The organism is Acinetobacter sp. AG1 (assembly GCF_001005525.1).
Taxonomy (GTDB): domain Bacteria; phylum Pseudomonadota; class Gammaproteobacteria; order Pseudomonadales; family Moraxellaceae; genus Acinetobacter; species Acinetobacter modestus.
The window spans coordinates 143584-157344 of record NZ_LBMZ01000123.1; the positions used below are offsets into that span (position 1 = coordinate 143584).

The following is a 13761-nucleotide window of genomic DNA, read 5'->3' on the forward strand; positions in this document are numbered from 1 at the left end:
TGAGCAAACGCGTGACTTATAGGATTCTACTCATCACGGGATGGGGCGGTGGTGCCGAATTATTAAAGCCCTTACATGAGGCTTTAGAACAAAAGGGACATAATGTTGAACGGCTTAATATCTTTAATGCGCTAAATGATGACATCTTGCAACAGCAAGTTGAACTCGCAGTGAAATTTGATGTGATTGTGGGATGGTCGCTTGGTGGACAATTGGCAACATTACTGGTCGATCAAATCCAACATCAATATGCTGAACAGAAAGTTTTAATCACTTTAGCGTCGAATCCCTGTTTTGTTGCCCAAGCAGATTGGACGACTGCAATGCCTGTTGAAACCTTTATGCAGTTTAAACACTCCTTTGAACAGGACGCGATTAGTACTTTAAAGCGTTTTGGTTTGTTGGTCTGTCAAGGTGCAAGTTCGGCAAAAAAAGACTTCGTAGCCATGCAAAAATTGATTCGTCCACAACCGATTGCATTGCTTAGACAAGGGTTAAAGTTGCTGGAGCAATTAAATCTGGTTGAGTTTTATGAAAACTATCAGGGTAAACAGTTGCATGTCTTTGCAGAGCATGATGCTTTAGTTCCTTACCAAGTTATCCAAAAAACTGAATATTTAGCTACAAAAAATTCATCTATCGTTTCTGTTGAGGGTGCTTCACATGGTTTTCCATGCTTTATGGTGGAGCAGACTGTGCAAATAATTGAAGATTTTATTCAGTAGACGGTTTAATCTTGCTTGAATTGAGAGTTCTCGCAATTTATTTTAGATTTTGACAAGTTTAAGATTGTGCATACAAATTTTAAATCTGTTAGGGCGGAGTCGTGCTGAGTGTTAATTTAATTTCAGGATAAGCTTTCAGCTAGACTTACTTTGGTTTCGCCCAAAGTAAGCAAAGGCACTTGTTAAGCTGATGGTACATCCTTGATACCACAGCTTAACAGGCGGCATCCATGCCGCCTCCATTATCGTAGGTACTGCCATGAATTTAATTGGCTTAGGATGAAGAGTAAATAACGGATGACAGACCCATTTGATTTAGAACATATATGGCATCCCTATACTTCCATGTTAAATCCATTGCCAACCTTTAAAGTCAAACGTGCTTATGGCGCAACCATTGAATTAGAAGATGGGCGAACTTTGGTTGATGGCATGTCGTCATGGTGGTGTGCGATTCATGGCTATAACCACCCTGAACTAAACCAAGCGGTTACAGATCAATTGCAGAACATGGCGCATATCATGTTTGGCGGTCTGACCCATGAACCTGCGATTGAATTAGGCAAACTATTATTAAAAATTACGCCACCGAGTTTGGATAAGATTTTCTATGCTGACTCAGGCTCGGTTTCAGTAGAAGTGGCTTTAAAAATGGCAGTGCAATACTGGACAGCACTGAATCAACCAGCGAAAACCAACTTTATTACCACGCGTTCTGGCTATCATGGCGATACCTGGAATGCGATGTCTGTCTGTGACCCAGTCACAGGAATGCATCAAATTTTTGGTATAAGTTTACCGAATCGAATTTTTGTACCCGCGCCACAAAGCCGTTTTGATGGCGAATGGAATCCGCAAGATATTGAGCAACTCAAACAGCAGATTGAACAACATCATCACAGTATTGCCGCACTGATTATCGAGCCGATTGTACAAGGTGCGGGAGGGATGCGTTTTTATCATCCTGAATATTTACGTCAGGCCAAAGCTTTATGTGAGCAATACAATTTATTGCTGATCTTTGATGAGATTGCAACGGGTTTTGGACGTACAGGCAAAATGTTTGCATGGGAACACGCGCAGGTCGAACCCGATATTATGTGTATTGGTAAGGGCTTAACAGGTGGTTATATGACACTGTCTGCGACCTTGACCACCAAGCAAGTGGCTGAAAGCATTAGTCGTGGTGAAGCAGGCGTATTTATGCATGGCCCAACCTTTATGGCGAATCCACTGGCTTGTGCGGTTGCTTTAAGAAGCACCCAATTATTGGTAGAACAGGATTGGCAAGCCAATATTCAACGAATTGAAAAGATTCTGGCTGAACAATTAACCGATTTAGCACAGCTTGATCATGTTGCGGATGTACGGGTTTTAGGGGCGATTGGGGTGGTGGAGTTAACCACCAATATTGATATGAAAACCTTACAGCAACAGTTTGTTGAACGGGGGATTTGGGTACGACCATTTGGAAAATTGGTCTACGTGATGCCGCCGTATGTGATTAGCGATGATGAACTCCATTATTTATTAACACAGATGAGTGAAGTGGTAAAAAATATGCAAGGAGTAAATGCCAATGTCCTTGCTTGATCATTATGCCGAGCAGCTTGACTTACTTAAGCAACAGGGTAATTTCCGTCAATTCACTGCAAATCAGCAATCTGGACGATGGATTACCATTCAAGATCGAAGCATGTTGAATCTAGCATCCAATGATTATTTAGGCTTGGCCGCTGATTTAAGTTTAAGAGAAGAATTTCTGGATACGCTAAAAATTGAACGAGCGCTCTTTAGTTCATCTTCTTCACGCTTGCTCACCGGTAATTTTGCAGAATATGAACAATTTGAAAATAGCCTAAGCAAAGCCTTTGGTCGTGCTGCCTTACTCTTTAATAGCGGCTACCATATGAATATCGGTATTTTACCAGCCTTGTGTGATAGCAAAACCATGATTCTGGCCGATAAACTGGTACATGCTAGTATCATTGATGGCATTCGACTTTCGACTACTCAATATGTACGTTATCGTCATAATGATTTGCAGCATCTGGAACAGTTATTGCAAAAGTATCATCATGATGAGCAAATTCAACGTATTATTGTGGTGACTGAAAGTATTTTTAGTATGGATGGCGACGAGACTGATTTAGCAGCCTTGGCGCAGTTAAAGCAACGCTTTGCCAAAACCATGTTGTATGTCGATGAAGCACATGCGATTGGTGTCAGGGGCGAGCAAGGTCTGGGTTGTGCTGAACAATATGGCGTATTGGATCAGATTGACTTTTTGGTTGGAACCTTTGGCAAAGCAATTGCCTCGGTAGGCGGCTATATCATTTGTGACTCGATTATCCGTGACTATCTCATCAATAAGATGCGTCCATTGATTTTTAGTACCGCATTGCCACCGATTTCGATGGCATGGTCAGATTTTATTTTTAACAAAGTGTTGAGCATGCAGCAACAGCGTCAGCACTTGGCCGAGAACAGTCAGTATTTACAGCAAGCGGTAATTGCAAAAGGTTTTTCAAGCCCATCCAGCAGTCATATCATTCCAATTATCTTGGGTGAAAGCCAAGCGGCGATTGAAAAAGCACGCTATGTACAACAACAAGGGTTTTATGCCATGCCAGTACGCCCACCAACAGTGCCACAGAATAGTTCACGCTTACGTATTTCATTAACCTCTTTGGTGCAAAAAAATGAATTGGAACAATTGGTGGAGTGTTTGTGAGCATCAATAAAGCACTGGTTGCGCAACGGTTTGCCAAAGCAGGGCAAAGCTATGTTGAGCATGCTGTGGTACAGAAACAGATTAGTGTACAGTTATTTGAATACCTTAAAGTGTATTGTCCGCAGAACTTAGCCTCTGTGCTTGAGATTGGCTGTGGTTCGGGCAATCTCACCCACTTACTCCAATCCCACTTTCAAATTGAGCAACTGTTTTTAAATGATTTATATGTAGATGTGGATCAGCATTTTCTCAATTTTAAACATGTAAATTGGCTGATCGGAGATATTGAGCAACTGAATTTACCGCAGTCCTTAGATGCAGTGATTTCTAGTTCAGCATTACAGTGGATGACTGATCTACCTACGTTATTGCACCGAATTCATGATGCTTTAAAACCCAATGCATATTTCGGTTTTTCTACTTTTGGGTCAGATAATCTAACTGAAATTAAGCAGTTGACAGGACAAGGCTTAAATTATATTGATTTACAATCTTTAAAACGACAGCTTGAGCAGCAGAACTTTGAAGTGCTGTTCATTGAGCAAGAAGTGAAGCAGATTTATTTTGATCATCCAAAATCGGTATTGCAGCATTTAAAAGCGACAGGCGTGACAGCAACAGCTAAATCACATCGTTGGACCAAGCAATCCTTGCAGCAGTTTTATTCAGATTATCAACAGTTTCAGGATGAGCAGGGTTTTCTTCTGACTTATCATCCAATTTATGTGATTGCACGGAGAATAGTATGAATGCAGCAATTTATTTTGTCAGCGGTATTGATACTGAAATTGGTAAAACTTATGCCACAGGTTATCTCGCCAAACTTTGGACCGAACAAGGGCAGCGTGTTATTACCCAAAAGTTAGTTCAAACAGGTAATGTAGATGTTTCGGAAGATATTGAAAAACACCGTGAAATTATGGGTAGTGGCTGGTTTCAGGAAGACCATGACAAACTGACCATGCCTGAAATTTTTACTTATCCAGCTTCACCACATTTGGCAACGCGTTTAGATGAGCGAGATTTAGATTTTGCCAAGATTGAAGCTGCGACTAAACAACTTGCCCAGCGTTTTGATGTGGTGTTGTTAGAAGGTGCGGGTGGTTTGATGGTGCCTTTAACCACAGAGTTGTTAACCATTGATTATATTGCTCAGCATCAATTTCCTGTGATTTTAGTGACTTCTGGGCGTTTGGGAAGTATTAACCATACTTTGTTGAGTTTAGAGGCTTTAAAGCAGCGTGGTTTGAGTTTGCATACTTTGGTGTATAACTTAAAGGATGAGTCGAAAGATCCACTTATTTCGAAAGATACCGCAGATTATTTAAAAGCTTATTTGGCAAAGCATTTTCCTGATGCTCAATGGATTGAGTTGGAAAAGTTTAATTAAATTAAGCTTTGATTAGAAAAAAATAGTAACTCTTCACGGAATCTCACCGAGTTCAAGCTAAAGTTAGGGATAAACCTGCGGTTTGCCCTACTTTGGTTTCGCCCAAAGTAGGCAAAGGCATTGTCATCCACAAAACCTGTTCTCTTTCTGTTCTTGTTTTTATTATTTCGCAGAAACAATATATTGCAAAATTCACGCAGGTTGTGGATGACGTTTCCGAGTATCATATTTCATGTGAGAGTTTCGATTGTATAAAAGCAAGGTCAAGAATGAACAAGAATAAGAAATTAGCTTTATCCATTTTATGTGGGTTCTTCATAACAGTTTCAGTATCTCACGCTGCCGTACCAACAGATAAAACCATCATCAGTTGGATCACCAACTTACAAGATTCAAATGCCAATCCACCGCAAGCGATTCAGATCGATTCTACCGAAGCAGTGAAATTGATCTCGGGAGAAAAAGCTTATCTATCGGGTGTGAGTTTTGAAAATGCAGGACGTAATTTTTGGGCTGGTTATGTATTAACTCGTCCAAAATTAAAACAATCTCGAATTTTAAAGGAGTTTGGTGGTCAATCGAATAGCTTTAAAGAGCATCCAACCGTTTATAAAGGCAAACCGATTCAACTGATCGAAATTGAAAGTGCTGGCTCAGGACAAGGTACAGTCGAATCGAGTAAAAGCTTGGTTTATTTCAACCAATGGAGTACTAAGCTGATTACTGAAGTGGAAGAATCTTCTTATAACGGTCGCTATGATGAAAAGCTAGGAGAAGAAGATTGTCGTACTGGTCGAGATAATTCGGGTTATTTAAATGTCATGCCTTATTCGCCTTATGTGATTCGAACTACAGTAACCGGAGATGCATGTAATAACAAACCACAAGGCTATAAGGTAAGCAGTAAACTGATTCCAATTGTAATTAATGAAATAAAATAGATAAAACAAGAGTATGTTTTGATTGCTTGTTAAATTTTTTAGAAGAAATAATGATTTGATAAAAATACTGAATTATTAAATAGTTAAAGTAAGTTTATTTATAAAGTTGAATACAATCTAAAAGTCGAGTATTTATTAAAAAACAATAATGTGAGCCGTGAGTTGAAGTCAATATTTTTTAGGGTTGCATTGGTATCAACTATTGTTGCTGCGATGCCGATTGGATTTGCAAAAACACCTGCTCAAGCGGAAAAAGTACTTCGTGTTGCTTTCCCTGCACCTGATGATGGTTTTGATATGGTCAAAACCTTTAATTTCTACAGCGGCAATGTTGCTGATGTGATTTTCGAACGCTTAGTTCAATATGATTATTTAGCAAATCCAGTGAAATTAGTTCCTGCAACTGCTCAGAGCTTACCGATTATTGAAAAAAATGGGCAAGTTTATACTTTTAAAATAAAGTCAGGCATTTACTTTACCGATGATCCAGCCTTCAAAGGAAAGCGTCGGGAGTTGGTTGCAGAAGACTATGTTTACTCGATTAAGCGCATTTTAGACCCTAAAAATCATGCGCCTTCTTTTTCTTTTATTGATAATAAATTGGTCGGAGCGAATACCCTCGTTGAGCAAGCCAATAAAACAGGTCGCTTTGACTATGATGCTAAGATTGAAGGTGTAAAAGCCTTAGATAAATATACAATTCAATTCAAATTGACCCAACCTGATTATAATTTTCCTTATATTCTTGCCTATAGCACATTTGGAGCGACGGCTAGAGAAGTAGTTGAATATTATAAAGATCAGTTAGGCATGCATCCTGTTGGAACAGGACCTTATATGCTGAGTCGATATGTCCCACGTAGCAAGATTGAACTGATTGCCAATCCAGATTATCGAGGTTTTGTTTGGAATTTTAAATCGACAGGTACAGCATGGGATAACCAACTCGTCAAGCAAATGAGTGGTACGCGTATGCCGCAAATTGGCAAAGTGAATATTAGTATTATTGAAGAAGAACAATCACGCTGGTTAGCATTTCAATCGAAACAATTGGATTTCGATACTTTAACTTCAAGCGCTATCCCTAAAGCGTTAGATCAAAACAATCAATTGAATGCTGCGATGCAACAAAAAGGGATTCGCCTTTATGCCAACAAAGAGGCAGAAGTCACTTATACCATGTTCAATATGCGTGATCGTGTCGTTGGCGGAAATAGCTTAGATAAGGTCGCGTTAAGACGTGCAATTGCGATGTCTTTTAATCTGAATGAATATATTCGAATTCTAAGAAAAGGGCAGGCTGTTCGGGCTGAAATGTTAGTGCCTGCAGGTGTGAATGGACATAACTCGAATTATCGCAGTAGTGTTGGTTATAACCCTGTTTTAGCCAATAAATTGCTTGATCATTTTGGCTATAAAAAAGGAATGGATGGCTATCGTCGTTTTCCAAATGGTAAGGCTTTAACTCTAAAAATCAATACGGAAAGTGGCTCTTCTTCAGTAATGTATTCTGAACTTTGGAAGAAAAATTTAGATGCGATAGGGATACGAGCTGAGTTTAAAGTGAGTAATTTTGCCGATAACTTAAAAGCAGCAACTCAGTGTCAATATATGATGTGGAGTGGTGCATGGCATGCAGACTATCCTGAGGGCGAAAATTTTACTCAGTTATTGTACGGCGCAAATATTGGTCGTGGAAATCAATCATGCTATAAATCGGCTGCTTATGATGGCTTATATCAGCAAGCGATGAAATTAGCGCCTGACCAACGCATGCCATTCTATGGAAAAATGAGTCGACAAGTTGAAGCTGATAATCCTTGGATTTTGCAAGATACACGCATTAGAAACTGGGTGATTCAACCAGAGGTGCAGGGATTTAAAGCGCATCCCATTATGAATACCAATTGGCAATATTTAGATATTGTACCCTCACAGCAAAATAAATAACGAGTTCAGGATGAAGCAAAATTTTAAATATTCGATGCCAAGTCATGTTCTAGCTCTGGTATTGGGCACAACATTAAGTTTAGGTGCATCTTATACACAAGCAAAAAGCCCAGCTAATCCGAATAAAGTGTTACGTTATGCTTTTCCTGTGGCTGAGACTGGATTTGATCCTGTTGCTATACAAGATTTATATTCAGCGCATATTTTGTATTCAGTGTTTGAAACGTTATATACGTATGACTATTTAGCTTCACCCGCAAAACTCGTTCCAAATACGGCGGTGGCTTTACCAGAAGTAAGTGCCGATGGTTTGACTTATACCATTCGAATAAAAAAAGGAATTTATTTCACTCCCGACCCTGTATTTAAAGGTAAAGCGAGAGAATTAACCGCAGCAGACTATGCCTATTCTTTTAAACGATTGCTTGATCCAAATTTACATTCACCCAGCAGTTGGTTATTTGAGGGACGTATCTCAGGAATGGATAGCGCCATCCAGCAAGCGGCTAAAAATGGAAAATTTAACTATGATCAGTCAATCATTGGCTTGCAAACACCTGATCGTTATACCTTGGTAATTCGATTAAAAGAGCCAAATTATAATTTTCCAATGTTACTTGCACATCAGCCAACGGGGGCAGTCGCGCGTGAAGTGATTGAACATTATCGTGATAAAGCAGGCTATGCGATGGGACATCCTGTGGGGACAGGTCCTTATGTTCTCGCACAATGGACACCAGGTTCGCGGATTATTTTGAAAGCAAATTCTGATTATCGCGGTTATACATGGAATTTTAAAGCGACCAATCCTGAAGATCAGAAAATCGTACAGCAAATGCAAGGCAAAAAAATGCCGCAGATTGGTGTGGTCGATATTCAGGTGATTGAAGAATCACAGTCAGGATGGTTATCTTTCCAAAAAGATGGGCTAGATATATTTACTTTAGATGGTGAATTACCTGCACAAGCTTTAAAAGACGGTCAGTTGAAGCCAGAGTTGGCAAAAAAAGGGATTCAACTTTCACGTATTGCTGACCCTTCAATTGATTATTTGTATTGGAATATACAAAACCCTGTGGTCGGTGGCGTGAGTAAAGAGAAAATTGCTTTGCGCCGTGCAATGGCAATGGCAATTTCCAAAGAGAAATTTATCAGCATTTTAGCCAAAGGGAACGCCAAAAAGTTAGAATCGCCGATTCCTTATGGTGTCGCGGGGCATGATCACACTTATAAAAGCAGCATTCCGTATTCCGTCAAAGCAGCAAATCTATTACTTGATCGTTATAACTACACAGTGGGTAAAGATGGTTGGCGGATGCTACCGAATGGCAAGCCATTGGTGATTGAGTTTATGCCATCGAGTAGCAGTGCGCGAAGCATGCAGATGGCTGAACTCCTAAAGAAAGAATTAGCCAATATTAAAGTCAATATGGTTTCTAAACCTGTGCCTTTTGCAGAAGGTTTAAAGGCTGAAAAACAATGTAAAACCATGTTTAAAGCTTCTGCTTGGATTGCAGATTATCCTGATGCAGACAATTTTGTACAGTTGTTTTATGGCAACAATATTCATGCCACCAACCATACTTGTTTTAAATTGCCAGAATATGATCGTTTATATGAACAGTCATTAAAACTCGCTGATGGCCCTGAACGTGATTTGCTCTATCGCAAAATGTCACGATTGCTCGAGTTTTATGCCCCTGTACAATTCATGTCGACTCGTTACCGTACTGTCGTGGCACAACCTCGAGTGATTGGCTATAAAAAACACCCAATTCTGCCCGCAGAGTGGATGTACATCGATATTCAACAAAACAAACCATAGTGTCGAAAGAAGGTTCGTGAGAAACCTAAACAATATATGAATGAAATTAAATTGGAGAGAAATAATAATGGCGAAGAACATGTTGAAACAATCGACGCTGGGTCTGTTATCTATGGTAATGACAGGGATGAGCCAAGGTGTATGGGCAGAGAATACAAATGCGACTCTACCTCTTTTCAAACTGAATGATAGTGCAGAATGGTGTGATGCTAATTTACAAAAGTTACAACAGCGTATTTCTCAATTAGAAAAACAATCTATTCAACCACAATCTACAGCTGCACCTATTCTAGCTGAATGGGATCAATTGATGGCGAGTTTTGAAGACTTCGCAGGACCAATTAGCTTATATAGCAATGTGGACCCCGATGCGAAATTTCGTAAGGCTGCTGATGATTGTGAAGTAAAAATCAATCAGTTGCAGACTGAAATTTATCAGAACCCAAAATTGTATCAACGGATTAAAAATACTAAAACAACAGATTCAATTGATCGTAAATATCGTCAAGATATTCTTGATCAATTTGAAGATACAGGCGTGCAGCTTGTACCTGAAAAACGAGCACGTTTAAAACATATATTGGATGAGCTCACCAAACTTTCGCAAGAGTTCTCTCGTAATGTCCGCGACAATCCTGAAAAATTAGAATTCACACCAGCCGAATTAAAGGGACTACCTGAAAGTTATATTTCAGGCTTAAAGAAAAATGATAAAGGCAATTATTTATTAGGTTTTGAATATCCTGAATATCAACCTTTTATGGAACTTTCAGACAGTGATGATGCAAGAAAACGTTATCAAACGGCATTTACACGTCGTGGTACAGAAAAGAATTTAGTCCTTCTTAAACAGATTATCGACTTACGTTATGAATTAGCACAGCTATTTGGTCAGCCTAGCTATGCTGATTGGGCTCTAAAGAAACGTATGGCGAAAACGCCAAAAACAGTGAATAACTTCTTAGCAGATGTTCATAAAGTCGTGGCACCTTTAGAGCAAAAAGAGGTGCAGGAGTTACGTGCATTTAAAGCAAAAACTTTAAATACCTCTTTAGATAAAGCTGAAATTAATCGTTGGAATGTGGGGTATTGGAGCGAAAAACTACGCAAATATAAGTACCAGATTGACCAAGAAAAACTGCGTGATTATTTCCCAACACTCGCCGCACAGAAATGGTTGTTTGCAATTTCTGAGAATTTGTATGGTATTCAGTTTAAAGCTGCCAAAGTGGATACATGGCAACAAGAAGTCGAATATTACGATGTTGTAGACCAAAAAACAGGTGAGATATTGGGTAGCTTATATATGGATAAGTTCCCACGTGAAGGTAAGTATGGGCATGCTGCAGTATGGGGCGTATATGGTGGCAGTACGCTGAGTAAACGTAAACCAATTTCAGTATTAGTGACCAATTTTAATCGTAAAGGTTTAAACAGCAATGAGCTTGAAACTTTTGTGCATGAGTTTGGGCATGCTTTACATGGAATTTTGTCAAAAACCCGCTATTCGGGTCAGTCAGGAACATCTGTAGAGCGTGATTTTGTTGAAGCACCATCGCAAATGTATGAAGAATGGGCGCGCCGTAAAGAAACTTTATCTAAAGTCGCTGACTATTGTGATCCTGCTTGTCCGAGAGTGGATGATGCACTGATTGGACGATTAAAAGCTGTGCATAATTATGGACGTGGATTGGGGTATGCACGCCAAACGCTTTATGCACAATATGATATGGCATTGCATGGCGCTGATGCACTAAGTGTACAGCCAATGGATGTGTGGAAAAAAATGGAATCGGCAACCGCTCTGGGCTATGTGCCTAATACTGAATTCCCTGGTCAGTTTGGGCATTTGATGGGTTATCAAGCAGGCTATTATGGCTATATGTGGTCTGAAGTTTTGGCGCTCGATATGTTGTCTGCTTTTGGTGATAATTTAAATAACTCAGAGGTGGGGCAACGCTACCGCCGAACCATTCTGTCACAAGGCAGTCAAAAAAATGCGGCACAACTGGTCAAAGATTTCTTAGGCAGAGAACCAGATAACAAAGCTTTCTTTAGTGAAATTACAGGTCAACGGGTCAAATAAGGATTTGCCATTATGCTTGCTTATGTCGTGCGTAGATTATGGCAAATGATCCCGACCATGTTGGGCGTCATTCTGCTGATTTTCTTCTTGTTTAACTGGGTGGGGGGCGATCCTGCATATATTTTGGCAGGGAAAATGTCTAGCCCAGAGCAAATCGAAAACATCCGTAAACAATTGGGCGTTGATCAGCCCTACTATGTGCAGCTGTGGATTTTTATTAAACAGATCCTGACTTTCGATTATGGTGCGAGTTGGAGTACGGGAGAGCCTGTATCACAGATTATCCTGACCCGTTTAGGGCCTTCACTGACTTTATTGATTCCGCTCACGATTTTACAAACAGTGATTTCAATTATCCTTGCTTTAGCGGTTGCTTCAGTTCGTGGATCACTGACAGATCGTATGGTGATGATGTTATGTACCATTGGCATGTCGATCAGTATTTTGGTGTATATCATCGTGTTCCAGTATGTGTTGGCATACCAACTCAGTTGGTTCCCTGTACAGGGCTGGAGTGATAGTTTTAGCCAAAATTTATTCCATTATGCATTGCTGCCGATCTTAATCATGTTGGTAGTGAGTATTGCCCCAACTTTACGTTTGTATCGTAGTTTTGTACTGGATGAAATTAATCAGGATTATGTCAGAACTGCCCGTGCCAAAGGTGTGGGTGAGTCTCGGGTACTCGGGGTGCATGTTTTGCGTAATGCCTCGATTCCAATTGTGACCGAAGTTATGGCCAGCTTACCTGCTTTATTGATTGGGGCATTTTTGATTGAGCGATTCTTTGGTATCCCAGGCATCGGGCGTGAAATTATTATTGCGGTTGAGCGTAGTGACTTCCCTGTAATTAAGGCCATCACGGTATATATCGCTGCTGTGACCATGATTTTTAACTTGATCGCCGATCTGATTTATAAGCTCCTCGATCCTCGCATACAGTTGAAGTAGGGGGGATGACGATGCTAAGTACAATTTTTAAAGGCAAAACCTTCTCAAATGAATCATCTGCGTCAACAGGACTCTGGCATTTGGCCTTGAATCGATTGAAATCAGATCGAATCGCCGTGGTTTCTTTCTTGGTGGTTCTGTTTTATTTCATACTGCTCGCGTTATCGATGACAGGCGTGATTGCTTCTAATTGGAATAAAGAAGTTGCAGTCAGCTACGCGCCACCGACATTTTTAGGGGCTGATACTGCGTCAGATCAAATTAAAGAAAGTAGCCAGAAGATAGAGGCATTACCTGCAAATCCAGTTGATCCATTGAAAGATGTGATTCAACAGCTCAATACCGAAATTCAGGCTGAACAACAAGGTGGCTCAGTCATTGATAATTATGGTGTGGTTGATCCTTTGGCAGAGGATATGCAGCAAATCGATCAACAGCTTGGTGGGCATCTACTTGATCAAAAACAAGAGTTAAAAACCACGTTGCCTTTTGGGGCAGATAAGTGGGGGCAAGATGTCCTGCTCAAAACCATTAAAGGTGCTGAAACCTCAATTCTGGTCGGTTTGTTATCCGCTTTATTGGCTGTAGTGATTGGTACTTTCTTAGGTGCAATTGCGGGTTATTTCGGTGGTTGGGTTGATGATGTTCTAAACTGGTTCTATAACATTTTTACCTCGATTCCTTATCTGTTATTGGTATTGGCCATTGCTGCAGTACTACAACAAAAAGGGATTCTGTCGATTGTCTTGATTTTAGGTTTAACCGGTTGGACTGGGGTATTCCGTTTGATTCGTGCCGAATACATGAAACATAAATCGCGTGAATATGTACTTGCAGCGAAGGCGATTGGTGTCAGTCATTTACGTCGAATGTTTGTACATATTTTCCCGAATGTCAGTCATATCGCGCTAGTTCAAATTTCAATTTTGGTGGTGTCATTTATCAAATCGGAAGTCATTCTAAGCTTCCTTGGTTTTGGTGTTCCTGTTGGGGTGGTGTCATGGGGCAGTATGCTGAATGAGGCGCAAAGTGAATTGATTTTGGGCAAATGGTGGCAATTGGCAGCGGCATCAATCGCCATGGCTATTTTGGTCACAGCATTTTCCATGTTTACCGATGCATTGCGTGATGCCTTAGATCCTAAGTTGAAATAGCGGAG

General features: G+C 40.2%; 11 protein-coding genes. All 11 read left to right on the forward strand.

Annotated features, from left to right (window positions below; all coding sequences use genetic code 11):
* The first annotated feature begins 11 nt into the window (after nucleotides 1–11).
* The 11 genes from AAV96_RS16490 (at nucleotide 12) to AAV96_RS16540 (ending at nucleotide 13756) form a co-directional block, all read left to right on the forward strand.
* A complete protein-coding gene (locus tag AAV96_RS16490) occupies nucleotides 12–725 on the forward strand; it encodes a hydrolase (protein ID WP_046740093.1) in 714 nt (237 codons plus the stop codon).
* A 297-nt stretch (nucleotides 726–1022) separates the two neighbouring features.
* Nucleotides 1023–2318: an adenosylmethionine--8-amino-7-oxononanoate transaminase gene (gene bioA / locus AAV96_RS16495; protein ID WP_046740094.1), complete on the forward strand. Its 1296-nt coding sequence runs from the start codon at nucleotides 1023–1025 to the stop codon at nucleotides 2316–2318.
* On the forward strand, nucleotides 2305–3459 hold the full coding sequence (locus AAV96_RS16500; RefSeq protein WP_046740095.1) for an 8-amino-7-oxononanoate synthase: 1155 nt from the start codon (nucleotides 2305–2307) through the stop codon (nucleotides 3457–3459). The genes bioA and AAV96_RS16500 overlap by 14 nt, the downstream gene beginning before the upstream one ends.
* Nucleotides 3456–4208, forward strand: a complete 753-nt coding sequence (bioC, locus tag AAV96_RS16505; RefSeq protein ID WP_046740133.1) for a malonyl-ACP O-methyltransferase BioC — start codon at nucleotides 3456–3458, stop codon at nucleotides 4206–4208. Before AAV96_RS16500 ends, bioC begins: the two co-directional genes overlap by 4 nt.
* A complete protein-coding gene (bioD, locus tag AAV96_RS16510; protein WP_046740096.1) occupies nucleotides 4205–4849 on the forward strand; it encodes a dethiobiotin synthase in 645 nt (214 codons plus the stop codon). Before bioC ends, bioD begins: the two co-directional genes overlap by 4 nt.
* Before the next feature lie 269 nt (nucleotides 4850–5118).
* Nucleotides 5119–5790: a hypothetical protein gene (locus AAV96_RS16515; protein WP_046740097.1), complete on the forward strand. Its 672-nt coding sequence runs from the start codon at nucleotides 5119–5121 to the stop codon at nucleotides 5788–5790.
* 162 nt (nucleotides 5791–5952) lie between these two features.
* Nucleotides 5953–7740 carry an ABC transporter substrate-binding protein gene (locus AAV96_RS16520; protein ID WP_046740098.1) on the forward strand — a complete coding sequence of 596 codons (1788 nt, stop codon included), beginning with the start codon at nucleotides 5953–5955 and terminating at the stop codon, nucleotides 7738–7740.
* A 10-nt stretch (nucleotides 7741–7750) separates the two neighbouring features.
* Complete coding sequence (locus AAV96_RS16525) at nucleotides 7751–9565, forward strand: ABC transporter substrate-binding protein (RefSeq protein WP_046740099.1); 1815 nt, start codon at nucleotides 7751–7753, stop codon at nucleotides 9563–9565.
* A gap of 67 nt (nucleotides 9566–9632) precedes the next feature.
* Complete coding sequence (locus AAV96_RS16530) at nucleotides 9633–11651, forward strand: M3 family metallopeptidase (RefSeq protein ID WP_046740100.1); 2019 nt, start codon at nucleotides 9633–9635, stop codon at nucleotides 11649–11651.
* Between the two features lie 12 nt (nucleotides 11652–11663).
* A complete protein-coding gene (locus tag AAV96_RS16535; protein ID WP_046740101.1) occupies nucleotides 11664–12602 on the forward strand; it encodes an ABC transporter permease in 939 nt (312 codons plus the stop codon).
* Between the two features lie 11 nt (nucleotides 12603–12613).
* On the forward strand, nucleotides 12614–13756 hold the full coding sequence (locus tag AAV96_RS16540) for an ABC transporter permease (protein ID WP_046740102.1): 1143 nt from the start codon (nucleotides 12614–12616) through the stop codon (nucleotides 13754–13756).
* The last annotated feature ends 5 nt before the right edge of the window (nucleotides 13757–13761 follow it).

Coding starts and splice junctions, on each gene's coding strand:
- bioA (WP_046740094.1), top strand. CDS start 1,023: ATGACAGACCCATTTGATTTAGAACATATATGGCATCCCTATACTTCC.
- AAV96_RS16500 (WP_046740095.1), top strand. CDS start 2,305: ATGTCCTTGCTTGATCATTATGCCGAGCAGCTTGACTTACTTAAGCAA.
- bioD (WP_046740096.1), top strand. CDS start 4,205: ATGAATGCAGCAATTTATTTTGTCAGCGGTATTGATACTGAAATTGGT.
- AAV96_RS16515 (WP_046740097.1), top strand. CDS start 5,119: ATGAACAAGAATAAGAAATTAGCTTTATCCATTTTATGTGGGTTCTTC.
- AAV96_RS16525 (WP_046740099.1), top strand. CDS start 7,751: ATGAAGCAAAATTTTAAATATTCGATGCCAAGTCATGTTCTAGCTCTG.
- AAV96_RS16530 (WP_046740100.1), top strand. CDS start 9,633: ATGGCGAAGAACATGTTGAAACAATCGACGCTGGGTCTGTTATCTATG.
- AAV96_RS16535 (WP_046740101.1), top strand. CDS start 11,664: ATGCTTGCTTATGTCGTGCGTAGATTATGGCAAATGATCCCGACCATG.
- AAV96_RS16540 (WP_046740102.1), top strand. CDS start 12,614: ATGCTAAGTACAATTTTTAAAGGCAAAACCTTCTCAAATGAATCATCT.